Annotated in this window: 18 protein-coding genes, 1 pseudogene and 2 riboswitches; of the genes and pseudogenes, 5 read left to right on the forward strand and 14 right to left on the reverse strand. The window is 62.1% G+C overall.

Annotated elements, in window-relative coordinates:
• Window positions 1-33 precede the first annotated feature (33 nt).
• The 5 genes from HGP16_RS09305 to HGP16_RS09325 form a co-directional block, all read right to left on the reverse strand.
• A complete protein-coding gene (locus tag HGP16_RS09305; RefSeq protein WP_168840069.1) occupies window positions 34-1461 on the reverse strand; it encodes a M48 family metalloprotease in 1428 nt (475 codons plus the stop codon).
• Window positions 1462-1836: 375 nt separating this feature from the next.
• Window positions 1837-2565, reverse strand: a complete 729-nt coding sequence (locus HGP16_RS09310; protein ID WP_168839733.1) for an ATP-binding cassette domain-containing protein — start codon at window positions 2563-2565, stop codon at window positions 1837-1839.
• Window positions 2558-4195: a thiamine/thiamine pyrophosphate ABC transporter permease ThiP gene (thiP, locus tag HGP16_RS09315; protein ID WP_205926413.1), complete on the reverse strand. Its 1638-nt coding sequence runs from the start codon at window positions 4193-4195 to the stop codon at window positions 2558-2560. The genes HGP16_RS09310 and thiP overlap by 8 nt, the downstream gene beginning before the upstream one ends.
• A 10-nt stretch (window positions 4196-4205) precedes the next feature.
• Window positions 4206-5234, reverse strand: coding sequence for a thiamine ABC transporter substrate binding subunit (thiB, locus tag HGP16_RS09320; protein WP_168839734.1), 1029 nt, complete (start codon window positions 5232-5234; stop codon window positions 4206-4208).
• Window positions 5235-5395: 161 nt separating this feature from the next.
• Window positions 5396-5513: riboswitch (TPP riboswitch) on the reverse strand.
• Between the two features lie 70 nt (window positions 5514-5583).
• Window positions 5584-7122, reverse strand: coding sequence for an MFS transporter (locus HGP16_RS09325; RefSeq protein WP_168839735.1), 1539 nt, complete (start codon window positions 7120-7122; stop codon window positions 5584-5586).
• Window positions 7123-7289: 167 nt separating this feature from the next.
• Here HGP16_RS09325 and HGP16_RS09330 point away from each other — a divergent pair, with 167 nt between their 5' ends.
• The 5 genes from HGP16_RS09330 (at window position 7290) to HGP16_RS09350 (ending at window position 15045) form a co-directional block, all read left to right on the forward strand.
• The gene (locus HGP16_RS09330; RefSeq protein WP_168839736.1) at window positions 7290-7817 is read left to right on the forward strand and encodes a MarR family winged helix-turn-helix transcriptional regulator; all 528 of its coding nucleotides are present in this window, start codon (window positions 7290-7292) and stop codon (window positions 7815-7817) included.
• 72 nt (window positions 7818-7889) lie between these two features.
• Window positions 7890-8543, forward strand: a complete 654-nt coding sequence (locus HGP16_RS09335; protein WP_168839737.1) for a thiamine diphosphokinase — start codon at window positions 7890-7892, stop codon at window positions 8541-8543.
• A gap of 2 nt (window positions 8544-8545) precedes the next feature.
• The gene (locus HGP16_RS09340) at window positions 8546-10375 is read left to right on the forward strand and encodes an ABC-F family ATP-binding cassette domain-containing protein (RefSeq protein ID WP_168839738.1); all 1830 of its coding nucleotides are present in this window, start codon (window positions 8546-8548) and stop codon (window positions 10373-10375) included.
• A 315-nt stretch (window positions 10376-10690) separates the two neighbouring features.
• On the forward strand, window positions 10691-11872 hold the full coding sequence (locus tag HGP16_RS09345; RefSeq protein WP_168839739.1) for an efflux RND transporter periplasmic adaptor subunit: 1182 nt from the start codon (window positions 10691-10693) through the stop codon (window positions 11870-11872).
• Window positions 11869-15045, forward strand: a complete 3177-nt coding sequence (locus HGP16_RS09350) for an efflux RND transporter permease subunit (protein ID WP_168839740.1) — start codon at window positions 11869-11871, stop codon at window positions 15043-15045. The genes HGP16_RS09345 and HGP16_RS09350 overlap by 4 nt, the downstream gene beginning before the upstream one ends.
• Before the next feature lie 94 nt (window positions 15046-15139).
• Here the strand turns inward: HGP16_RS09350 and HGP16_RS09355 are convergent, their stop codons facing one another.
• The 9 genes and pseudogenes from HGP16_RS09355 to metA all read right to left on the reverse strand — a co-directional run bounded on the left by HGP16_RS09355 (window position 15140) and on the right by metA (window position 24976).
• Complete coding sequence (locus HGP16_RS09355; RefSeq protein ID WP_168839741.1) at window positions 15140-15868, reverse strand: SIS domain-containing protein; 729 nt, start codon at window positions 15866-15868, stop codon at window positions 15140-15142.
• Window positions 15869-15891: 23 nt separating this feature from the next.
• A complete protein-coding gene (gene nagA, locus HGP16_RS09360; RefSeq protein ID WP_168839742.1) occupies window positions 15892-17049 on the reverse strand; it encodes an N-acetylglucosamine-6-phosphate deacetylase in 1158 nt (385 codons plus the stop codon).
• Entirely contained in the window at window positions 17049-18080 is a 1032-nt protein-coding gene (locus tag HGP16_RS09365) for an SIS domain-containing protein (protein ID WP_168839743.1), read from the reverse strand. Before HGP16_RS09365 ends, nagA begins: the two co-directional genes overlap by 1 nt.
• The gene (locus HGP16_RS09370; protein ID WP_168839744.1) at window positions 18077-18850 is read right to left on the reverse strand and encodes a GntR family transcriptional regulator; all 774 of its coding nucleotides are present in this window, start codon (window positions 18848-18850) and stop codon (window positions 18077-18079) included. The genes HGP16_RS09365 and HGP16_RS09370 overlap by 4 nt, the downstream gene beginning before the upstream one ends.
• 403 nt (window positions 18851-19253) lie before the next feature.
• Window positions 19254-20440 (reverse strand): annotated as a pseudogene (locus HGP16_RS09375) (IS91 family transposase).
• A 4-nt stretch (window positions 20441-20444) separates the two neighbouring features.
• Window positions 20445-21308 (reverse strand): tyrosine-type recombinase/integrase, encoded by an 864-nt coding sequence (locus tag HGP16_RS09380; RefSeq protein WP_168839745.1) that lies wholly within the window; start codon window positions 21306-21308, stop codon window positions 20445-20447.
• A gap of 161 nt (window positions 21309-21469) precedes the next feature.
• Window positions 21470-22495, reverse strand: a complete 1026-nt coding sequence (locus tag HGP16_RS09385; RefSeq protein ID WP_168839746.1) for an aldose epimerase family protein — start codon at window positions 22493-22495, stop codon at window positions 21470-21472.
• A gap of 357 nt (window positions 22496-22852) precedes the next feature.
• On the reverse strand, window positions 22853-24046 hold the full coding sequence (locus HGP16_RS09390; protein WP_168839747.1) for a VWA domain-containing protein: 1194 nt from the start codon (window positions 24044-24046) through the stop codon (window positions 22853-22855).
• Window positions 24047-24049: 3 nt separating this feature from the next.
• Window positions 24050-24976, reverse strand: coding sequence for a homoserine O-succinyltransferase (metA, locus tag HGP16_RS09395; RefSeq protein ID WP_168839748.1), 927 nt, complete (start codon window positions 24974-24976; stop codon window positions 24050-24052).
• A 50-nt stretch (window positions 24977-25026) separates the two neighbouring features.
• Window positions 25027-25104: riboswitch (SAM riboswitch) on the reverse strand.
• Between the last annotated feature and the right edge of the window lie 105 nt (window positions 25105-25209).

Raw genomic sequence — 25209 nt, forward strand, 5'->3', positions numbered from 1 at the left:
TCTTCTCCCGTCCGGGAGAAGATAGAACGCTTACTATTCCGAGATAATCTTGACCTTGTCGCCCGGTGCAATCGTTGCCCCGGTCGGTAGGGCATTCATCAGTTTGAACAAATCGAGCTTGCGGTCGGTGCCCATCATGCGGGCGGCAAGCGTCGTGATCGTGTCGCCGGGCTTGACGGTGACGACGCGGACCCTGAGCGGCTTCAGCGATGCCGCCTCTTCCGGCGTCATATGCCGGAAACTCGACCGCAGCACGTCCGCCGTCTGGTTGAGCTGGGCGATATTCCCCTTCGGCACGGCCGTCAGGAAGCGGAAGATCTGCGTGCGGTCGCGGATGACGGTGACATCGAAATCCCAGCGATCGGCGGAAGCGCGCGCGGTGGCGGCCGGCATGCCGTTGACGGTGATCGACTGGATTGAGGAGGGATCGAGGCCCGTCACCCAGCCGCTGGAAATATAGTTCGTCAGGTTCTGGTTCTGGCTGTCGGCCACACCGTCGAAACGGATGGCGATATCGCCTGGGCCGGTTGCCATCACGGCCTCGACCTTGTTGTCGATGCGAAAATCGGGCGGCACGTCGAAGCGGATGCCGAGGCCGCCATGCAGGAAGGTCTGGCCGCGGACATAGCCTTCCTCGGGGCTGTCGCCATAGAGCAGGCCATCGATGCCGTTCAGGTAATAATCGCGGCCGATGTCGCCGACTTTGCCTTCCTCGCCGAATTCGCGGGCATGCGCCTTGGCAAGATCGATGCGCTGCGGCGTGCTCGGGTGGCTCGAAAGGAAGTCCAGACTCTGGTCGGCATCGGAATTGGCCGACATGAAGCGGCTGTAGTCTTCCATGGCGTTGAGGAAGCGGGCGGCGGCATACGGATCGTAGCCGGCCTGGCCGAGCGTGCGGATGCCGATCTCGTCGGCCTGGAGTTCCTGCTGGCGCGAGAAGGCGGCGAGACGCAGCTTGCCGCGCGCGAGCGCCTGCTTGCCGGCCAGATCGCTCGACAAAACCTCCGAAACAACGCGGCTGGCGATGACTTCGGCTTCCTCGCGCTTCTGCCGCTCGATGCCGTGATTGGCTGTCACGTGCGCCATTTCGTGCGACAGCACGGCAGCGACTTCGGAAGCATCATTGGCAAGCGCCAGAAGGCCGCGCGTCACGTAGAGGTAGCCGCCCGGAAGCGCGAAGGCGTTGATCGAGGGCGAATTGAGGATAGTGATGCGGTAGGACTGCTGCGGATTTTCCGACACGCTGGTCAGGGCGCCGGCGATGCGGGCAACGAGGCGCTCAGTTTTGGCATCCTTGTATTCGCCGCCATAGCTTGCGAGGATGCGCGGATGCTCGCGTGCGCCCATCTGCGCGCGCGGGTCGTTTTTCTGCACCTCGGAGACGATCTGCGGATTAGCGGAGGGCGAGACGCTTGGCTGATAGGATTGATCCATCACCGTCTGGCAGCTGTCCAGCACCATGGCAGCGACAAGGAGCGGGGCTAGGCGGCGCAAACGGGCTGCGACGGTCACGCTGATCCTACGTGCTGCTAATTCGCTCTGCTTCAGTACCAGTGTCCCACTCATTTCGCTGCCATGCCGGCTCGGCGCCAAATCCGGTTGATCGTTACCGGGCTGATCATCGTCGCGCGCCGATAGAGGTTGCCTGCATCCCCTTCGATCCGCGTCTGCCCGGACGGTCTCCAGCCCTTGCTGTAGCCGATTTTGGCACCGGTTGCATAGCGAGACTCCGTTTAAATGTGGCAGCGTTGTATTTTAGCAAGCATTTCCCAGGACTTTCAGCCGCTTCGCACGACGAAATTAAGGCAGAGCGGGCAACAAGATGCTGCAGCGCAATCAATGCTGCAGAAATGTGGTCAGTGCCGGAATGTCGCCTGTCTCGAGGAAGGTCTTTATGGGGGCGGCAAGCCTGATCGTGCCGCCATCGATAAACACGGCATGGTCGGCAAGACGCCGCACCTCGGCCGGGTCGTGCGAGACGATCAGCACCGTATTGCCGCTCTCGCGATGCAGGGTTTTCAAAAGTTCGACCATGCCGGAGCGCAGGCCGGGATCGAGGGCGGCGAAAGGTTCGTCCAGCAGCAGGATCGGCTTGTCGCGCACGAGCGCCCTTGCGAAAGCGGCGCGCTGCCGTTCGCCGCCGGAGAGCGTTCCCGGCCTGCGCTTCTCGAAGCCGGGCAGTCCGACGCGCGCCAAGGCCTCCGAGACCCTTTGCCGGTCCTGTGCAGAAAGCTTCAATGATGGGCTGATGCCGAGACCGACATTGGTGAAGAGATCGAGATGGGCAAAGAGGTTGTTGTCCTGGAAGACCAGCGACACGGGCCGTTCCGCAGGGTGGAGGCCGGTCACATCCTGCCCCGCCAGCAGCACGCGGCCGCGATCGGGCTGTTCGAAGCCGGCCAACAAATTGAGAAAGGTCGACTTGCCAGACCCCGACGGTCCGGCAATGGCGACGATCCTGCCCTGCGGCAATGCGCAGTCAAAGCGAAAGTCATGCGTGCCGAGGCGCAGCTCGACTCCGGCCATGGCGATACCTTGTTGCTTCATGTCGTTGCCGTCAGTCATTTCTCTTGCTTTCGGAATCGCGCGCGCCTTGGCCCGCCGTGCCGGCGATGGTCAGAAGAAGACAGACCAGGCCGAGGATCAAGGCATACCCATCGGCGTCGTTCGTGCGGTAGCTGCCGAGCTTGCTGTAGACCAGCCATGGCAGGGTCATCAGGCTGTCCGAGCCGAAGAGCGCCACCGCGCCGAGGTCGCCGAGCGACAACGCCATGGCGAAGGAGAGCGCGGTGAAGAGCGGCTTGCGCAGACCCGGCCAATCGATCAGGCGAAGACGGGCGATGCCGTAAAGGCCGAGGCTTGCGGCCAGCCGTTCGGTGCGGCGGCGATGGACTGCATAGGCCGGTTCGATGACGCGGATGACGAAGGGCAACGCCATCAGCGCATTGATAACAACGATGAGGATGGCGGCAAAGCGGCTGGGATCACCCAATGGTCTCAGCGCCAGAAACCAGCCCGTTGCCAGCACGATCGGCGGGATCAGCAGAATAAGGGACGAGCTTGCACTCAAGGCGAGCGCCAGGCCGCGCAGGCTGACGGTCTTGCGGCGATCGACCGATATCGCCGATCGGGCGCGGATGATGGCAAAGGATAACAAGACCGCCAGAAGGCCGGCGGAGAGCGCGATTGCCAGGCTCGTGACGGCCGCTTGCAAAAAGATCGGCTGGCCGGCGAGTTTCAGAAGATTCGCCTCAAAGCCGGTCACGACGACGGAAGCGAGCGGCAGACCGAGAAAGAGCGTGGCGGCCGACAGCACGCCGGCGTCGGTCCACCGTGCGGCTGTCCTTTGCCCATCGATGCGGTGGAGCGCGCGGCCGCTGGTCAGCCCGTGATCGTCTGGCGCGCGAAACAGCGTCATGGCGCTAAGGACGAGGAGAGTGACGGCGATCTGAAGCAGCGACAGCATTACGGCGCGGCCGGGGTCGAAATCGAAGCGCAGCGCCTGATAGATCGCCACTTCCAGCGTCGTCGCGGCCGGTCCGCCGCCGAGAATCAGGACGAGCGTGAAGCTGGTGGCGCAGAGCATGAAGATCAGGCCGGCAATGCCGGGGATGAGGCCGCGCAGGACAGGCCATTCGATGAAGCGAAAGACCGAGGCGGGCCGCATGCCGAGCCCGCCGGCGACAAGCCAGTATTCCGCCGGTACGCGCTCCAGCCCGGCCAGCATCAGCCGGCAGGCGAGCGGCATGTTGAAGAAGACATGGGCCAGCAGGATGCCGGCGAGACCATAGATGCTGACGGGTTGCGATAGGCCAAGCGTAGTAAGCGCCTGATTGATGAGCCCTTGCCGGCCCCAGATGCCGAGCAGGCCGAGCGCGCCAATCAGCACCGGCAATCCCATCGGAACCGCCATCAGCCGGAGCAGCCACAACCGGCCGGGAAAATGCGGCTGGCGCGCCAACGCCCGGGCGACCGGTAGGGCGAGCACCACGGAGAGAAGCGTCGAGAGCACCGCCTGCAGCAGCGTGAAGCGCAGGACGCGCAGCAGATAGGGATCGGTCAGCGTGGTGTCGCCGCCGGACTCGATGCTGGCGGCCAAGAGGGCAAAAACGGCGACCCCGACGAAGAGCACGATGCCGGCGAGGCTAAGCGCCCCGCCGGAAATGGCGCGTCTTCGTTCGGGTGCCGCGAGCATGATCAGCGCGTCAATTGCCGCTGGTGGCGGCCAGCCATTCGTCGATCCAGGCCTTGCGGTTCTTGTCGACGTCGGACGGGCTCATCAGGAAGGTCTTCGACGGCACGACGAGTTTGCTGAAGGCATCCGGCAGCGGCTCGGAGGTGGCCGAGACCGGCATCATCCAGTTGCTTGTCGGGATGATGTCCTGGAAGCTGGGGGAGATCATGAACTTCAGGAAGTCGCGGGCAAGGTCCTTGTTCGGCGAGGATTTGATGAGGCCGGCGACCTCGATCTGGATATAGTGTCCTTCCGAGAAGGCGGCCGCCTGATAACGATCGGTCTTGTCCTCGATCATGTGATAGGCCGGTGACGTCGTATAGGAGAGCACCAGCGGTGCCTCGCCCTTGGTGAAGAGGTCATAGGCTTCCGACCAGCCGGGGGTGACCGTCAGGATGCGGCCCTTGAGCTTCGTCCAGGCATCGGCCGCCTTGTCGCCATAGATCGACTTCACCCAGAGCAGAAGCCCGAGGCCCGGCGTCGAGGTGCGCGGGTCTTCGATAACGATCTTCTGCGCGGGATCGCCCTCGACGAGATCCTTCATGCTCTTCGGGGGATTCTTGACCGTCTGGCTGTCGTAGATCACGGCGAAATGGCCGTAGTCGTAGGGCACGAAGACGTCATCCTTGAAATCGCCGGGGACCTTAAGCGCGGAAGTGTCAACGCCGCTTGCATCGAAAAGGCCGGTGTCCTTGGCTTCGTCGACGAGATTGGTGTCGAGGCCGAGAACGACATCGGCCTTGGTGCCCGCGCCTTCCAGCTTCAGGCGCGACAGAAGCGCGACGCCATCTGTGACGCTAACATAGTTGACCGTGCAGCCGCAGGTCTTTTCGAAGGCGGCCTTGACCTTGGCGCCCGGCCCCCAATCGGCGGTGAAGCTCTCATAGGTGTAGATGGTCAGAGCTTTGTCGGCCGCTGCAGCAGGCTGTGCGGCGAAAAAGCTTGTTCCGGCGGCAAGGGCCAGGCCGGTGAAGAATGACAATAGCGAACGGTGTTGCATGACAGCGCCTCCTCCTGGAGCCGGATGATTTTAGGTCTATGGACCTAAAATCTGAATCCGCTCTAAAATCAAATAATTAGAGCATGATGTTGCCCGAAAGCCGTTTACACTTTTCGGCATCATGCTTTAGGTTTCGTCTTGAAGGGGAAAGGGCGCCATGATTTCGTCACGCGTCTAATCCCTCCGCCGGTGTTAGCCGGATCAGGTTCCGCGGGTTGGCCCGGTAAAAGCCTCTCAGCCGGATGTCCGGAAGGACATAAGGCACCCCGTTAGAGCGTCGGCAGATTTAGCCTTGCGACGAAGGGATGACAAGGAAAATGATTCCCTTGTCGATTGCAGGCGGGCGATCTTACTCGGCCGCGTGAGCGGCCGCCGTCGGGCTTTCGATTTTCTTCACGGCGCCCGGAAGCTGCACGTTTCTCAACGACAGTGAGGTCAGAAGGCCGATGAGGCAGATGCCGGCAGCCGTCAAGAACAGCGGGCTGAAGGCGCTTGCATAGGCGGTGGCGACGGCCTCGCGGGTCGCCTCGGGCAATGCGGCCATCATTTTCGGCGTCAGCTGCTCGATGTCGGATACGCCCGCGATGGAGATGCCGACATTGCCGAGCTTGGCGGCGATGATGGCGCCGTAGATGGAAATGGCGATCGAGGCGCCGCCCATGCGCGAGAGCGTGACGGCGCCGGTTGCAGCGCCGACGTCACGGGCAGCGGCTGCGTTCTGCACGCCGATGACGGGCACCTGCTGCGCAAGACCGATGCCGATGCCGTGCAGCAGCATCAGGCCGCCAATGAAGACGATGGGCGTGCCGGCAGGCAGGAAGGCGAACGAGCCAAATGCGATGGCGCTGCAGGCAGCACTTGCGATGGCAAAGGGCTTGTAGCGGCCTCTGGCCGCGATCAGCCTGCCGGCCGATAGCGAGCCGCAGACGATACCGCCAGTCAGGAGAATGAACAGCAGGCCGGCCATCGAGGGCGAAAGGCCTGTCGTCGTCTGCAGGAAGAGCGCGAAATAATTGACCATCCCGATGGCAACGGCGCCGCTGGTGATCGAAATGATCAGCAGGAGGCCGAATGTCGGATTGCGGAACAGCGTCATCGGCACGATCGGCTCAGGAGCGCGGCGCTCGATGAAGACCCAGGCGATGGCGCAGATCATGCCGAAGGCGATGATGCCGAGGCACTGTGGCGACAGCAGTGATCCGAAGAGTTCGGTGCCGTCGGCGGCAAGCACGATGCTCGTCGTCGTCAGCGCAAGAACGATTGCGCCGGCATAATCGATCTTCGGGCGGCGGGCCGGCTTGCGATAGGGGAGCATGGTGGCGAGACCCGCCAGCACGACAAAGCCGATCGGCACGTTGACGAGAAAGATGGAGCGCCAGCCGAAGAGGTCGCTCATCGTGCCGCCGAGAACGGGGCCGATGGCGCCGGAGGCCATCAGCACGAGGCTCGAATAGCTCTGATAGCGGGCGCGTTCCCGCGGCTCGAACAGGTCGGCATTGACGGCGAAGATCGACACGAGGATGCCGCCGCCTCCCAGCCCCTGAAGGACGCGGGCGGCAATCAGCGTATTCATCGAAACGGCAAGGCCGCAGACGGCGGAGCCGATCGTGAAGATCGCGATCGCCATCATCATCACATATTTGCGGCCGAAGAGATCACCGAGCTTGCCGTAAACGGGCATGACGGCGGAGAGCGAGAGAAGATAGGCCGATCCGATCCAGCCGAAGCGTTCCAGATGCCCGAACTCGCCGACGATCGTCGGAAGCGCCGTCGAGACGATCTGGTTGTCGAGCGTGGCCATGAACATGGCAGTCATCAGAAACAGGAAGAGTATAAGCCGCCGTTTATGATCCGCCACGAGCGGCGCGAACGTTGTCTGCATGTCCATGGGGTAAAAAATCCGAGCTTGCCCGAAACGCTGCGCGGTCGATCGAATGCGCGGGACGCCCCGGTTTTCATACTTGATACATATGTGCCATTAGCATATAAATGTCAACGACAGGTGAATGCTGTTTGCATGTTTTATTTCTTTTCCGCCTCTGGTATGGTGGAAAGATGACATCTGCGACGAATACACGTGAAGTTGAAGCCCAGGCCCTGACCGATGACGAGAATCTCCTGCGCATCGGCCATGCCATGACGCGCATGCGTCTCCTGACGGGACGCCGCATGATCGGCAGGCTTGCCATCCAGAGTGTTGCGCCGGGGCTCGAGCTTTCGCATCTCGACGTGCTCGATGTCGTGCGGCGGGCGGAGGCGACGGGCGAAGTCACCGTCGGCACGATCGCCGAGATGCTGCGCATCGATCCCTCGCGGGCGAGCCGCATCGTTGCCGACATGGTGACGCGCGGCGTGTTGCGACGCAAGGCATCGCAGGCGGATGCGCGGCGCATTGTCGTGATATTGACCGCGCTCGGGCAAAGACTGCTGTCGGAGATCCAGGCACAGAAATATTCGGTCATCGGCAGCATCTTCGCCGACTGGACGCCGGAGGAGATCGAGAGTTTCTCGCTGCTGTTCGATCGCTACGTCAGTGGTTACGAGCAGGTTTTCCAGGCGCGCCTCAAGGAAACGGACGACTGAACCGTCGTTGCTGCCGTTCTTACCCATGGCGCTCTTCCCTAGGGATATGAGTTTGCGCTATGGGCATGCCTCATGAGCCAGTCCACCACCTTCACCATCCTGCTCGGCGGCGAGCTTCGCCTGACGGAGCGGTTGCGCGCCGCCATTTCCGGCAGCCGTTTCATCGCAGCTGATGGCGGCATGCGCCATGCGGTCGCGCTCCAGGTGCAGCCTGAGCTGTGGGTTGGCGATTTCGATTCCACGCCGGCCGATTTGCAAGCTGCGTTTCCCAATGTGCCCAAGCAGCCTTATCCAGCGGCAAAGGCGGCGACCGACGGCGAGATTGCCGTCTCAGAAGCGATCGATCGCGGTGCCACGAGGCTGATTCTCGCGGGCGCCATGGGCGGTGAACGCTCCGATCATGCCATCCAGCACCTGCTCTATGGTATCCGCTTGGCCGAGAAAGGCTTCGATGTCCTGCTGACATCGGGTGACGAGGAGGCGGTGCCGCTGCCGCCAGGCGGCCTCACGCTGGCGCTCCCGGCCGGCTCGCTGTTCTCAGTCCTCGGTTTTAGCGACCTGACGGGCCTTTTCATCGGCAATGCCCGCTATCCCTTGCGTGATTTCCATTTGCCCTTCGGCGTATCGCGCACCATTTCCAACGTGGCGGAAGGCGACGTGCGCTTTTTGCTCGGCAGCGGCAGGGCGATCGTTCTTGCCCGCCCCTATGATCTCAGTGGAGTCTGACTTTGGCCCCTCCCATTCTGAAACTCGACGACATCTTTTTGAGCTTTGGCGGCGCGCCATTGCTTGCTGGTGCCGCGCTGCAGGTGGAGTCAGGCGACAAGATCTGCCTTGTCGGCCGCAACGGTTCGGGCAAGTCGACGCTTTTGAAGATCGCGGCCGGCCTTGTCGAGGCGCAGTCGGGCGAAGTGTTCCGCCATCCGTCTTCGACCGTGCGCTATCTCGAACAGGCTCCGGATTTCGTCGGTTACAAGACGGTTGCCGCCTATGCCGAGGCCGGCCTCGGACCTGGCGATGACCCCTATCGCGTCACCTATCTCCTCTCGCATCTCGGCCTGACCGGCGAGGAGGACCCGAACAATCTCTCGGGCGGCGAGGCCCGCCGCGCGGCTCTTGCGCGCGTTCTGGCGCCGGAACCGGATATTCTGCTGCTCGACGAGCCGACGAACCACCTGGACCTGCCGACCATCGAATGGCTGGAAGGCGAGTTACAGAAGAGCCGCAGCGCGCTCGTGCTGATCTCGCACGACCGCCGTTTCCTCGAAAAGGTTTCGACCGCGACCGTTTGGCTCGATCGCGGCACCTCACGCCGTCTGGACAGGGGATTTGCCCATTTCGAAGCCTGGCGCGATCAGGTGCTCGAGGCCGAGGAGCTGGAGCAGCACAAGCTCGGCAAGCAGATCGAGCGCGAGGAGCACTGGCTGCGCTACGGCGTGACGGCGCGGCGCAAGCGCAACATGCGTCGTCTTGGCGAGCTGCACGACATGCGTTCCCGCTATCGCGGCCATAAAGGCGCTCTGGGCACCGTGCAGGCCGCCGCGTCTGATGCGCTGGAGAGCGGCAAGCTGGTGATCGAGGCGGACAAGATCACCAAGACCTATGGTGACAGGGCTATCGTCGCGCCGTTTTCGATCCGCGTGCATCGCGGCGATTGCATCGGTCTCGTCGGCCCGAACGGCGCCGGCAAGACGACACTTCTGAAGATGCTGACGGGTCAGCTCGAGCCGGATAGCGGCACGGTGAAGCTCGGCACCAATCTGGAAATCGCGACACTCGATCAGAAGCGCGAGGAGCTTAATCCGGAAGATACGCTCGCCAACTATCTGACCGACGGTCGCGGCGAGAACCTGCTTGTCAATGGTGAGCAGCGGCATGTGACCGGCTACATGAAGGAATTCCTGTTCCAGCCGGAGCAGGCGCGCACACCGATCAGGAATCTCTCCGGCGGCGAACGGGCCCGGCTGATGCTGGCGCGCATCCTATCGCGGCCGACCAATCTCCTGATCCTCGACGAACCCACCAACGACCTCGACATCGAGACGCTCGATCTGCTGCAGGAAATCGTTTCCGGTTTTTCCGGTACCGTCATCCTCGTCAGCCATGACCGCGATTTCCTCGATCGCACCGTGACCTCGACGATCGCGCCCGCCAACCCGGAAGAGCCTGATGGACGCTGGATCGAATATGCCGGCGGCTATTCCGACATGCTCGCTCAGCGCAAGGGCGCGATCGAGGAACGCAGGCGAGCGGAAAAGGGGGCCGAAAAGCCGAAGGCGGCCGAAGCTTCATCGTCGGGCGGCGAGGGCTCGAAGGGCAAGGGCAAGCTGTCCTACAAGCAGAAATTTGCGCTGGAAAACCTGCCGAAGGAGATGGCCAAGGCGGAAGCCGAGATTGCCGCCCGTGAGCAGAAAATGGCCGATCCGAACCTTTTTTCCAAGGATCCTGCAACCTTCAATCGCCTCGCGGCGGAGATGGAAAAGCTGCGGGAAAGCCTTGTCAGCATGGAGGAAGAGTGGTTCGAACTCGAAATGCTGCGCGAGGAACTGGAGGGCTGATCGCCTCGGCCGACGCATCTTATAAGCGTCCTTCCATATAATGAAAACAAACGGTTGCGTTTGGTCGCGTCCGCGTCATTCCCTGTTGTCCAATTCGATAAACCGTTTATACATTAACGCGTGATGCCGGCCCCGAGGGCTGGATAATGCTCGGGCCGCAGCGGCCCGAGGCGCATGTTGGGGAAGTCCGAAGAGACCTGATTGGAATGCGCCTGCTGGCGGCAGGTCCTTCGCGGAAAGTTGCAGACAAATTTCGTGAGCGCTTACCGTGATGACGGCGCCTCTTGCCGTATGCGGTTTTTCGAGGGGGGCTTCATGCCGATGCTGCCGCGTGCCGTTTTGTTCAGCTGTGTTCTTGCCGTTTTCTCAGGCGCCCAGGCGCTGGCGCAGGGTGCGCCGCCGGCCCCGCCGGTGACGGTCGCCAAACCCATCGTTCGCGATGTTGTCGACAGCGATGAGTTCATCGGGCGCTTCCAGGCGGTCGATGAAGTTTCCGTGCGCTCGCGGGTGGGTGGCTATCTGCAGGAGGTGCATTTCAAGGATGGCGCCATGGTCAAGCAGGGTGACCTGCTTTTCGTCATCGACCAACGGCCGTTCATCACAACGCTGAACGAATCGACGGCCTCGCTCGAGGTGGCGAAATCGTCGCTGACGCTAGCCGATGCACAATTCAAGCGGACGGAATCCCTGTCGACGACGGGCAGCCAGTCGGCCTCGACCCTGGATGACCGCCGTCGCGACCTCCTTTCCGCGCAGGCGAATGTGCGTGGTGCGCAGGCAGCCGTCGATCGCGCTAATCTCGACATGGATTTCACCAAGATCACTGCGCCGCTCAGCGGTCGGATTGACCGTCGGCTGATTTCGGTCGGCAACCTCGTGCAGGCCGATCAGACCGTGCTGACCACCATCGTCTCGCTCGATCCCATCGATTTCTACTTCGACGTCGATGAGCGCCGGCTGCTTTCCTATGCCGATGAGGCCCGCAAGAACGGCAGCGCCTTGCAGCAGGGCGGCGGCGGGCTCGACGTGACCGTGACGATTGCCGATCAGCGGCAGAAGCCATTCAAGGGCAAGCTCGACTTCGCCGAAAACCGCGTCGACAACGAGACGGGCACGATCCGCGTCCGCGCCCGCTTCCCGAATCCCGATCTCACCCTGCAGCCCGGCCTGTTCGGACGCGTTCAGGTGCGAGGCTCGAACAGTTATAAGGCGATCCTGGTGCCAGACGAAGCTATCGGCTCGGACCAGAACCAGCGCGTCGTCTATGTCGCCGATACCGCCGGCAATATCACGCCGAAGCCGGTGCGCCTCGGGCCGAAGCTCTATGGCTATCGCGTCATCCGTGACGGCATGACCGGTGACGAAACGATCGTCGTCAACGGGCTGATGCGCATCCGGCCGGGCGCCAAGGTGACGCCGCAGCTGATCGAACTGCCGCAGCAGGCGACGAATGACGAGCCGCCGGCCCAGGCCGATGTACAGGGGACGAACCAATGAGGTTTTCCCATTTCTTCGTCGATCGACCGATTTTCGCATCGGTTCTATCCATCGTGCTGTTGATCGTCGGCGGCATCGCCTATTTCCAGCTGCCGGTGGCGCAATATCCCGAGGTTGCGCCTCCCACAATCGTAATTCGCACCTCCTATCCCGGCGCCGATGCGCAGACCATTGCCGATACGGTGGCGACTCCGATCGAGCAGGAAATCAACGGCGTGGAGGACATGCTTTATATGTCCTCCTATTCCAGTGCCGATGGCTCGATGTCGCTGACGATTACGTTCAAGCTCGGCACCGATCTCGACAAGGCGCAGGTGCTGGTGCAGAACCGCGTCGCCATTGCCGAGCCGCGTCTGCCCGACGATGTCCGCCGCATCGGCATCACCACGGTCAAGAGTTCGCCGGACCTGATGATGGTCGTGCATCTCCTGTCGCCGAACAACCGTTACGACCAGCTCTATATTTCCAACTACGCACGCACGCGCATCCGCGACATTCTCGTCCGACTGGACGGGGTCGGCGATGTGCAGCTGTTCGGTGAGCGGCAATATTCGCTGCGCATCTGGCTCGATCCGGAAAAGCTTGCCGCCTACGGCATGACCGCAGGCGATATCGTGCAGGCGCTTCGGGACCAGAACGTGCAGGTCTCGGGCGGTGCGATCGGTGGGCCGCCGGTTTCGGGCACCAATGCCTTCCAATATACGGTGACGACGCAAGGGCGCTTCTCCGATGCGCGGCAATTCCGCTACGTCATCGTGAAGGCGACGGGCAATGGCCGCCTCGTGCAGCTGCAGGATGTCGCGCGTATCGAGCTCGGCGCGCAGGACTATGTCACCAATAGCTATCTGAACGGCAGCCCGGCGGTCGCGCTCGGCGTGTTCGCCCGGCCCGGCACCAACGCGCTCGCCGCCGCTGCCGATATCCAGAAAACGATGGAGAGCCTGGCTCAGGATTTCCCGCAGGGGCTCGAATATCGCATCATCTATAACCCCACGGAATTCATCGCCGAGTCGATCCACGAGGTCTACAAGACCATCTTCGAGGCGGCGATTCTCGTTGCCATCGTCGTGCTGGTCTTTCTGCAATCGTGGCGGACGGCGATCATCCCGATCGTCGCCATCCCCGTGTCGCTGATCGGCACCTTCGCTTTCCTGCTTGCCTTCGGCTTTTCGCTGAACATGCTGACGCTGTTCGGCCTGGTGCTCGCGATCGGCATCGTCGTCGACGATGCGATCGTGGTGGTCGAGAATGTCGAGCGCAACCTCTCGCTCGGCATGACGCCGAAGGAGGCGTCACATGTGACGATGAACGAGGTGGGCACCGCCGTTCTGGCAATTTCGCTGGTGCTCATCGCCGTCTTCGTGCCGACCGCCTTCATTCCCGGTATCTCCGGGCAATTCTACCGGCAGTTCGCGGTGACGATTTCGGTCGCGACGGCGATCTCCTGCCTGAACTCGCTGACGCTCTCGCCGGCGATCGCCGCGATCGTGCTGCGCCCGCACAGTCACGAGAAATCCAACAATATCTTCGCGCGATTCGGCCGTGGTTTGGGTGATGGATTCAACCGGGGTTTCGAGCGGATGAGCGGAGGCTATTCCTGGATCGTCCGCCATCTGGTGACGACGTGGGCGGCGCTTGCCTGCGCGCTTCTCGTTTTTGCCGGGCTGCTCGCCGGCACATGGTACATGGGCCGGATCGTGCCGCAGGGCTTCGTTCCCACAATGGACCAGGGCTACGCGATCGTCGTCGTCCAATTGCCTGACGGGGCCTCGCTCGCGCGCACCAATGCCGTCATCCAGAAGGCGACCGATATCATTAACAAGACGCCAGGTATTGCCAATGCCGTCGCCTTTGCCGGTTTCAATGGCGCGACCTTCACCAATGCTTCGAATTCGGGCGTGATTTTCACGCCGTTCAAGCCGTTCGAGGAGCGGTTGAAAACCGGGGACTCGGCCACCAAGATCATCGGTCAGCTCTTCGGCAGCCTCCAGGGCATCCAGGAGGCCTTCATCATCGCCATTTCGCCACCGTCGATCCGCGGCGTCGGCAATTCCGGCGGCTTCAAGATGCAGATCATGGACCGAGAAAATCCGGATATGCGCCGCATCCTGCCGCTCGCCTACCAGATGATGGGTGCTGCCGCGCAGAACAAGGGCGTCAGCGGCGTCTTCACGACGTTTTCCGCCAACAGCCCGCAATATTTCCTGGCGATCGACCGCGACAAGGCACGTGCGCTCAATGTGCCGATCCCAAATATCTTCGAGACCCTGTCGATCAATCTCGGCACGTCTTACGTCAACGACTTCAACGCCTTCGGCCGCGTCTACCAAGTGCGGGCGCAGGCCGATCAGCAATATCGCATGGATCGCGAGGACATTCTGGCGCTGAAGGTGCGTTCGGCGACCGGGGCTCTGGTGCCGCTCGGCACGCTGGTCGATATCCGAGATACGACCGGGCCGACGCTCGTGCAGCGCTATAACATGTATGTCTCGGTCCCCCTGCAGGGCAATCCGGGGCCGGGGGTTTCCACCGGCTCGGCCCTCGACATCATGGAGGGGCTGGCGAAGAACCTCTTACCTTCGGGCACGACTTTCGAATGGACGGAACTCGCCTATCAGGAGAAGCATACCGGCAATACGGCGATCTATATCTTCGCCCTATCCGTCATCTTCGTGTTCCTGGCGCTGTCGGCGCAGTATGAAAGCTGGATCCTCCCGCTCGCGATCATCCTCATCGTGCCGCTGGCGGTTCTGGCGGCGCTGATCGGCGTGTATCTTCGAGGGATGGACAACAACATCCTGACACAGATCGGGCTCATCGTGCTGATCGGTCTTGCGGCCAAGAACGCGATTTTGATCGTCGAGTTTGCCCGGCAGGCGCAGCTCGAGGGAAAAAGCGCGGTAGAGGCGGCGATCGAGGCCAGCCATCTGCGTCTGCGTCCGATCCTGATGACGGCCTTCGCCTTCATCTTCGGTGTCGTGCCGCTGATGATCGCTACCGGCCCGGGCGCGGAAATGCGCCAGTCGCTCGGTACGGCCGTCTTTTCCGGCATGCTCGGCGTGACGCTGTTCGGCCTTTTTCTGACGCCGGTCTTCTACGTCGTCCTGCGCCGGCGGCGCAAGCAGGAGGAGGCTGCGCAGGAGTCCTCGGCTACCGACGCCGCGGCGCAATAATGCTCAGTAGAGCGACCGCGCGTTTCCCGTGAAACGCTCGGTCGATCCATGTTTCCGCTTCTACGCAGCTAAACGCGAAAAGACGCTCATTACTTCAGAGATGTGGATTGCGCGGCCGGTATTTCTTGACCAGCCGCTGATTGGTCTCCTTGGCGCCCGGCATGTTGGCGCTGAGGTAGACCGGCGGATCGCCATCCTTGCAGAGTTCGGCGGCGACATCGGCGAAGATGGCGTTCAGCACGCTGGCGCCGACGGCCGTCGATGCCGGTCCGACCTTCAGGCCGGTGCCTGGCAGGTCGATCATCGCGTCGCCCGGCGGCAGGCCGTTGTCCAGCACGATGTCGGCGATATCGGCAAGTTTCCTGCGCCCGTTGGCGATGGCCGCCGAGTAGGCAAGCGAGGTGATGGCGATCACCGTCGCGCCGATTTCGCGGCCATAATCCGCCGCCTCGAGCGGTGCCGCGTTGACGCCGGAGTTGGATGCGATGATCAGCACATCGCCCGGCTGCATGCCGTAACGCTCGAAGATCGGGCGGATGAGGCCTTCGGTGCGCTCATAGACAGAGCTGATGACGGCGCCTTCGTGCAGCATGGCGGATCCCACAAGCACGGGAATGGTGAAGGCAAGTCCCCCGGCGCGATAATGCACCTCTTCCGCTAGCATGTGCGAATGGCCGGTGCCAAAGACATAGACGCGGCGATCAGCGCGTGCGGCCGCGCAAATGGCGGCGGAAGCCCTGGACATGGGTTCGGCAAGCACCTCGCGCAGGGTTTGCAGCCGTCCGATAAGGGCGGAGAAATAATTGTCCGTGACTGCGCTCATGCCGAACGTCCTTGTATGCTGTGTCAGGCCGAAGGCTGACCGGAGATCCAGGTTTCCGTGACTTCGATGCCGTCGTTGATGTGAACGAGGTCGGCCCGGGCTCCTGGTGTCAGGTGGCCGCGATCGGCAAGCCGCAGGAAGCGGGCGGGATAGGAGGTCGCCATGCGCAGGGCTTCGGCCAGCGGCAGCTCGAGGATGTTGACGCCATAGCGGATCGTGGACGCCATATCCACATCGGAGCCGGCAAGCGTGCCGTCGTCGAGCGTCAGCTTGGAGCAATAGCCGCCCTTGGTGCGATAGACCGTGCGGCCGTTCAGCGTGAAGCCCGGAAGGTCGGTGCCGACGAGCGACATGGCGTCGGTGACGAAGAACAGCCGGCCTTCGCCGCGCTTGGCGCGCAGCGCGACTCTAAGCGCGATCGGCTCGACGTGATGGCCATCGGCGATGATGCCGCACCAGGGGGCGGAATGATCGATCGCCGCGCCGACGAGGCCCGGGGCACGATGACCCATTTGGCTCATGGCATTGAAAAGGTGGGTGACGCCGCGCGCACCGGCATCGAAACGCGCATTGGCCGCCTCCGCCGTGCAATCGCTGTGGCCGATACTGACGATGACACCACCTTCGCTGAGCGCCTGCACCTGCCGCTCCGTCACCTGCTCGGCCGCGATCGTGACCAGCAGCGTACCGATCGCCTCGCGGGCACGGATGAAAGTTCGGACATCGCTGTCTTCGACCGGACGCATCAGCTCGGCGAGATGCGCGCCCTTGCGGGCCGGCGCCAGATGCGGACCTTCGAGATGCAGGCCGGCGACGCCGCGATTGGCCTTCACGGCTTCAACGGCCGCTTCGATCGCCGCCGTGGTCGCGGCTGCCACATCGGTGATGAGGGTCGGCAGCAGCGATGTCGTGCCGTAGGGGCGATGTCCCGCGGCAATCATATACATGGATTCGGGCGATGGCGCGTCGTTCAGCATGCGGCCGCCGCCGCCGTTCACCTGCGCATCGATGAAGCCCGGAGAGAGAACGCCGCCCTTCAGCTGGATCATTGCGGCATTATCGGGCACATCGTTGACACCGGTGATGGCATGGATGCGGCCATTGCCGATGACAAGCGCACTGTCTTCATGAAAGCGGTCGCCATCGAAGATGCGGGCGCCGGTAAAGACCTTGTAGTCCATCACATGGTCTCCGTTACCTTGAGAAGATTAGCCGGCTTGTCAGGGTCGAAGCCCTTCCGCCGCGTGACCGACTCGATGAGACGATAATAGCACAGCAGCGACACCAGCGGATCGAGCAGGCCGTTGCCGGTGCTCGGCATGCGCAGGTTGATGCCGGCGAGCGGCGCGGTCGAGAAGGAGACGGCGGTTGCGCCGAGCTTCTGCAAGCGCTCCAGCGCCTGCGCATTGTTGGCAAAGGCGGCATCGTCGGGCGAGAAGGCGACGATCGGGAAGCCCGGCTGCACGAGGCGCATCGGGCCATGCATGAGTTCGGCCAGCGAGAAGGCCTCCGCATGCAGGCCGGCGGTTTCCTTGGCCTTCAACGCTGCCTCCAGCGCAATGGCGAAGGCAGGACCGCGCCCGCCGGTATAGAGCGAGGAGGCATTGAAAAGCACGTCCTCGGCGGCTTTGCCGTCGATGCCTGATGTCGCCGCAAGGGCTTCCGGCAGCTTCGCGAGGCCAGCAGACAGCGTCTTGTCCTGCGAAATCGTTGCGGTGACGCCCGCGAGCGCGGCAACGGAGGCGATGAAGGATTTCGTCGCCGCAACGCTCTTTTCCGGTCCGGCGTTGAGGCCGACCACGATGTCGGCTTCCTTGGCGAGCGGGCTGTCGGTGACGTTGACGACGGCGATCGTGGTTGCGCCGCCCTTCTTGGCCGCGGCCTGCAGCGCGATGATATCCGGGCTGCCGCCGGACTGGGATACCGTGAAGTGGACGCCTCCCTTCAGGTGAAGCGGTGCACCATAGACCGAGGCGATCGACGGGCCGACGGAGGCGACCGGAATGCCGCAGGAAATTTCGAAGAGGTATTTGAAGAAGGTCGCGGCATGGTCGGAAGAGCCGCGCGCCGCGGTCGTGATCAGCGAGGGGGGTCCGGAGGCGAAGAGCTTCGCGATCTCGGCAAAGGCGGGCTTTTCCTTCTCAAGCAGGGTTGCGACAACCTCCGGCGATTGTCCGGCTTCCGTCAACATCAGGGATTGGGTCTCGCTCATTGGTCATCTCCAATTCTCAATTCAGCAACAAAATCATAGGCATCGCCGCGATAGTGCGAACGTGTGTATTCAACGACGCGCTGGTCCGCGAGGCGCGAGACGCGTTCGATCAGCAGCGCGGGCGCCCCGGCCTTGACGGTCAGGATCGATGCGGAGGTGGGGTCGAGCGTCACGGCGGTCAGCCTTTGCTGGGCGCGCACGGGCCTGAAGCCCCTGGCGGACAGCGCATCATAGAGCGATCCTTCGGATATGGCTTCCTCGCCAAGGAATTTGATGGGCACGACGGCGCGCTCGATGGCAAGCGGCTGGCCGTCGGCCAGCCGCAGTCGGTCGAGCCGCAGCACGGGCTCGTCGAGGCCGAGGCCGAGCAGGAAGGATTCTTCCGGAGCCGGCGCGCTGACCGTGCGCTGGAGGATGCGCGCCGCCGGCTCGCGACCACGCGAGCGCATGTCGGCCGAAAAGGAGGAGAGGCGCCAGAGCGGCTGCTCGATACGCTCGACATGCTGCGAAACGAAGGTGCCGCTGCCATGGCGCGATTCGATGACGCCCGAGGTGAGCAGGTCGCGATAGGCTGTTCGCACCGTGACGCGGCCGATCTGCAGGGCACCAGCAAGATCGCGCTCTCCCGGCAGCGCCGTGCCTGGTTTCAGCAGCCCTTCTTGGATGAGACCGGTCAGCGCCTGCGCCAGGCGCTTATAAAGCGGCCCGCTGCCGGTTCCGTTGCTGAGGCCGCGATTGTTCAATTCGGCGATCAAACTGGTTCTATCCATGGTGTATATTTAGAACCTATTTAGAACCAATTCACAAGGTGAATCTGGTCGCAGCGCAAAAAAGAATCTGGAGGGTTATTTGAGGACGCATCAGGCGGTGCGGCGACTTCGGGCGACCTCATGTAAGCCGGATTGAACTAAGACGCGGGTTGTTTGACCTGCTATGGGGAATTGAGAGCCAACCTGCCGGAGATGAAGGACGCCGTATCTCGTCCCGACTGCTTTGCGGGCGGCACTGAGCCGGGAATGATGCTTTCCGGTGCGGTTTGCCGAGGACTTTGCGGACTTCGCTGCGATATTGGAAGGGATCCGCAGCCTTTTGAGCTTGCTGCGGTCGAGCGATATTGCTCGCCGAAGACGCGCTGAACGACTGGGAATATTCTGAGAGGCTGATTGTCGGGCATCATGATGTATCGCACCGGAAGGATGATGGTCGCGGTGGTGCAACAGGCGCTAGGGTGACGCCTGTCCTACGCATGGGACGCCGGCAATAGGGGCATTCGTAGGACTGCCCGTGCTGTGATTTGGCGGGATGCGGTTGCCCGCCTGTTGGTGATGGCTGGCCGAGGAGGCATCTGCAGAGACCGAGACGATCCCGTCGATGGCTATTGGCGAGAAAGCCGAAGTGGCGCATGCGGTGGAAGCCGTCAGGAAGGACATGAAGGAGAAAGCGCCGGATAAATTCGTGGGGATGAAGACGCATGATCTTCTCACGGTCGCGACCATTGCCACGGTAATCCTTCCATCGGAAGGCAACATGGTCGTCATCGGCATCGACGATGCGGCATTGGCGATGGCGACACGATGGGTGTAGCGGCCGAGATAGGCGAGCACCTGGTCCGGCCCCCCGAATGGTGGCTTCGAATAGACGACCCATTCGACGCTGCGAGCACGCGCGAGAAGGCGAGTGAACGCATCGTCGTCGTTGAGATGGCTGAGGTCGTTGGAGAAGCGGAGTTCACCGTGAGCGAAGGCTTCAGCAAGAGCAGTCAGAAAGAGCCGCCGAAACAGGCGCGACAGCACGCGCACGGGCAGAAAGAAGGCCGGCCGGGATGCAACCCACCTTGACCTGTCCGGCGAGAGACCGCCGCCCGGCACGACGCAATGGACATGGGGATGATGGGTCATCGCCTGACCCCAAGTGTGAAGCACGGCGGTGATGCCGATCTCGGCGCCCAGCCATTTGAGATTGGCGGCGATGGTCTGCAGCGTCTCGGACGAGATCCGCATCAGCAATGCATAGACGACCGCCTTGTTGTGGAAGGCGATCTCGGCGATGGCCGGAGGCAGGGTGAAGACCACATGGAAGTATGGGACCGGTAAGAGATCGGCGATGCGTGCATCGACCCACTCCTTGCGAGCAGCCCCCTGACACTTCGGGCAGTGGCGATTACGACAGGAGTTATAGGAGATGCGGGTGCTGCCGCACCCATCGCAGGCATCGACGTGTCCCCCGAGCCGGGACGTCCGGCAGGCTTCTATCGCGCCCATGACGCGTCGTTCGCCGCGGCCAAGATGACCGGCGCTCTCTCGCCTGTAGGGGCCCCCATGTCGCCGAAAGATGTCGGCGACTTCGAAGGTAGGGCGCAACCGATTACGATTCCGGCGGCGTCACCTCCAGCCGTAGCCGATCGAGCGGGCTGGCGGTCGACCGGATCGTGTCGGTGGAAACCTGCGTATAGTGTGCCGTGCTCGACAGATGGGCATGGCCGAGCAGGACCTGGATGATGCGGATATCGGTGCCATTCTCCAGCAGGTGAGTGGCAAAGGAATGCCGCAACGTATGGACGGTAACGCGCTTTGAAAGGCCTGTCGCGGCAACTGCCGACCGACAGGCGGCATTTAACACGGTCGGTTCGATCGGCTTGTCAGCATCACGCCCTGGAAAAAGGAACCCCGTGGGACGCGACAGACGCCAATAGCTGCGCAGGATGCCGAGCAGTTCGGTTGACAGCATAACGTATCGGGCTTTGGCGCCTTTACCATGGCGAACATGCATCACCATGCGGGAGCTATCGATATCCTCGACCTTCAGTCCGCAGACCTCACCGACCCTCAGGCCAGCGGCATAAGCCGTGGTCAGCGCCACGCGCGCCTTCAGACTGGAGACGGCCTCAAGAAATTGCACCACCTCGTCCGCCGACAAAATAACCGGAAGCTTCCGCGGCGCGCGCGCGTACGGGATCCGCTCGGGGATATCATCCTGACCCAGAGTGATCCCATAGAAAAACCGAAGAGCGCATACAATCTGGTTCAACGATGCCCAGGATATCCCGGTTGAGACGAGGTAAACCTGGAAGCTACGAATATCGTCAAGGTCGAGCCGATCAGGCGACCGGTCGAAATAGCGGCTGAACTTCCGTACAGCGTTGATGTAGGATCGTTGGGTTGCCGGGGAAAGATTGCGGACCGTCATGTCCTCGATCATCCGGCGACGAAGAGGGCTTATCTCAGCCATCGGGGCCTCCTGTCTGAAGGGTGGGTTGCAACACAACCATCCTCTCAGTCAGGGGGCTCTCGTCAAAGCCCGCCTCAAATCGCCGCGATTAGCGGCTTAGTTCAATCGGCCGGGCGCTTTGGACGCCCGGCCGATTTTCAACTGAGCAGAGCATGTCCTGCTCAGTTCTTGGTGAAGATATAATCCGTTTCCTGCCGCAATACCTCGCCTGGGCGGAGCACGGCATTGGGGAAGCCTTCGTGGTTGATGGCATCGGGCCAGACCTGCGTTTCCAGGCAGAAGCCGGCGAATGGGCCGATCTTGCGGCCGTCATGGCCGGGAACCGGTACGTCGAGCTTAAAGCCGGCATAGAACTGCACGCCGGGCTCGGTGGTGCGCACCTCGAGCGAGACGCCGGAATTGACGCTGCGGGCAAGCACGACGGAGCGTTTGGCGGTGCGTTCGCTCGACAGGCAGAAATTGTGATCGTAGAGCGCCTGCTCGCTTCCCTCGAAGCGCCTCATCGGCGCCATCTCGCGGAAATCGAAGACCGTGCCTTCGACGGAGCGGATTTCGCCTGTCGGAATCTGCTTGTCGTCGGTTGGCGTGTAGTGATCGGCGGCGATCATGATGTCATGGCCGAGCGCATCGTCACGGCCGTCGAGGTTGAAATAGGCATGCTGACAGACATTGGCGAGCGTCGGCCGGTCGGTGGTCGATTCGTAGGTCACCGAGAGTTCACCATTGCCATGCACCCGATAGGTCGCGTGGATGGTGCAATTGCCGGGATAGCCGGCGCGCCCGTCTGGATCGACGATCTTCAGGACGACGCGGTCGGTGTCGTGCTCGACGATGGTCCAATTGCGCTTGGCGATATTGTCTTTGCCGCCGTGCAGGTGGTTGACGCCCTTTTCATTGAGCTCGAGCTGGTATTGTTTGCCGTCCAGCGTGAAGCGGCCGGCTCCGATGCGGTTGGCGCAGCGTCCGGGCGTGGCGCCGAAATAGGAGGAATGGGCGGGATAATCGGCAAAATCGTCGAAACCGAGCAGGAGCGAAGACTCATGGCCGTCGAGGCGCAGATCCTGGATGACCGCCCCCCAGGACATGATATGTGCCGTCAGGCCGCCGCCAACGATCTTGACGCGATAGACGGTATCCCCATCGGCCGTCGTCCCAAAATGTTCCCGCTGCAAATTGCTTTCCGTCATATCAGCTCATCCACTCCCTATCGAAATGCGAGGCCAGACCCTGCCCCCAATCGCGCCGTTCCGCAACCGGTTCGATGGCGAAATTTAGGGGCGGGCGGAAGGGGATCAAGGCTCGGTCTGGCTTTCGAGCGCTACGCTGCGCCGGAAGTGTGCAATGCCTATGACAGAGCGGCCAGTTTCGCTGACGGCCTTCCTTATAGGGGCGGGGTAACCGCATGTGAAATGAGGTCGTTGGCGCGCATTCCTTCTCCCCGAGAGGAGAAGGAACATACGGCGCCGACGTGCCTCATATGGGACTGCCTGCTGCCAGTGAGAAGAGGGTTGGGGTGAGGGGCTAAGGGTGCAGACAGCTAGGGCTTAGCGCGACAATTCCATTGTCGCCTTTTCCAGCCCGCCGAGCGTCAGCGGATACATGCGGTCGGTCATCAGGCGGCGGATGATGGAGATGGAGGTCGTATAGCCCCAATAGTTTTCCGGCACGGGGTTGATCCAGATGCATTTGCGGAAATGGCCGGTCACGCGGCCGAGCCAGGTCTCGCCCGCCTCCTTGTTCCAATGCTCCACCGAGCCGCCGGCCTGAGTGATCTCGTAGGGGCTCATGGAGGCGTCGCCGACGAAGACGACGCGGTAATCGGGGCCGAAGGTGCGGATCAGGTCCGTCGTTGGCGTGATATCGACCCGCCGCCGGCGATTGTCCTTCCAAACGCCCTCGTAAAGGCAGTTGTGGAAGTAGAAATATTCCATGTGGCGGAACTCCGCGCGGGCGGCAGAGAAGAGTTCCTCCACGATGCGGACATGGTCGTCCATCGAGCCGCCGACATCGAAGAACATGAGAAGTTTGACGGCGTTGCGGCGTTCCGGCCGCGTCTGGACGTCGAGATAGCCATGTTCGGCGGTGGCGCGGATAGTGCCGGATAGGTCAAGCTCTTCGGCTGCCCCTTCGCGCACCCAGCGGCGCAGGCGCTTCAACGCCACCTTGATGTTGCGGGTGCCGAGCTCGACGCGGTCGTCGAGATTCTTGAAGTCGCGCCGATCCCAGACCTTGACCGCACGGCGATGGCGCGAAGTTTCCTGGCCGATGCGCACGCCTTCCGGGTTATAGCCATAAGCGCCGAAGGGCGAGGTTCCGGCCGTGCCGATCCATTTCGAGCCGCCCTGATGCCGGCCCTTCTGTTCGGCGAGCCGCTCACGCAGTGTCTCCATCAGCTTGTCGAAGCCGCCGAGCGCCTCGATCTGCTTTCGCTCTTCTTCGGTCAGATGCCGCTCGGCGAGCTTGCGCAGCCATTCGTCGGGAATGGCGGTCGGCTCCACCGCTTCTCCATCGGCATTGCCGCCGATAGCTTCGACTCCGCGGAAATAATCGGCGAAGATCTGGTCGAAGCGATCAATGAAGCGCTCGTCCTTGATCAGCGCCGCGCGGGCGAGATAGTAGAAGGCCTCGACGTCATAATCGGCAATCCCTTCTTCCATCCCCTCGAGCAGCGATAGGAACTCCCGGAGCGTTACCGGAACCTTCGCTTCCTTCAGTTTCAGGAAGAAGGGAATGAACAAGCCTCAGGTCCTTTCCTGGCCGATCTCCTCCAGATCATAGGGCGTTGTCTGGTAGATCTCGTTGATCCAGTTGCCGAAGAACAAATGCGCGTGGCTTCGCCACCGGTTCTGCGGGGCAATCTCCGGATCGTTATGCGGGAAGTAATTGTGCGGCATCTTGATCGGCACGCCGGCATTCACATCGCGGAAATACTCGTCCGCCAGCGAGGTGGAATCGTACTCCACGTGATTGAACATGTAGAGCCGGTTGCAGGCCTGTTCGTGCACGAGGCAGACGCCCATCTCGCTCGAATCCATCAGGATCTGCAGCCCCGGCACTTTTTCGATGTCGGCGCGCTTCACCTCAGTCCAGCGCGAGACTGGAATGGCGAAATCGTCGGAAAAGCCATTGAGGTAGACCGAAGAGGGCTTCAGGTTCTGGTGGCGATAGACGCCGAACGCCTTCTCCGTCAGCGTGTATTTCGGCACCTTATGGAAGTGGTAGACGGCCGCCATCGCGCCCCAGCAGACATTCAGCGTCGAATGGACGTTGGTGGCCGTCCAGTCGAAGATCTGCTGCATCTCCTCCCAGTAGGTGACATCTTCGTATTCGAGCAGCTCGATCGGCGCGCCTGTTATGATGAAGCCGTCGAACTTGCGGTGCTTCACCTCTTCCCAAGTCTCATAGAAGGCGAGGAGATGCTCTTCGGAGGTGTTCTTGGCCTTATGCGCGCCGATGCGCACCAGCGAAAACTCCACCTGCAGCGGCGATGCGCCGACCAGGCGCGCCATCTGGACCTCGGTCTTGATCTTGTTCGGCATGAGGTTGAGAAGCCCGATCTGAAGGGGGCGGATATCCTGACGGAACGCCACCGTTTCGGTCATCACCCGCACGCCCTCGTTCTGGAGGGTTTCAAAGGCGGGCAGCGTATCGGGAATCTTGATGGGCATTGTTTTCACTCGACCAAATACAAAAAAACCGGCCGCGATCATGAATCGCTACCGGTCCGCACGCGGCCCTTTAGCGACTTATTTAACGTGGCTGCAAGCCGGCCGGCCAAATCACCACAAGGAGAAATGCATAAACCTGCTGTCTCTGCGGGTCAATGGGGCAACTCCAAACCCAGACACGCGTAGGCCTGAACTCCGGAGCCTCGAAGCACGAGGGCGGCTGATAGACCCCG

The organism is Rhizobium sp. P40RR-XXII (genome assembly GCF_012641405.1).
Taxonomy (GTDB): domain Bacteria; phylum Pseudomonadota; class Alphaproteobacteria; order Rhizobiales; family Rhizobiaceae; genus Rhizobium.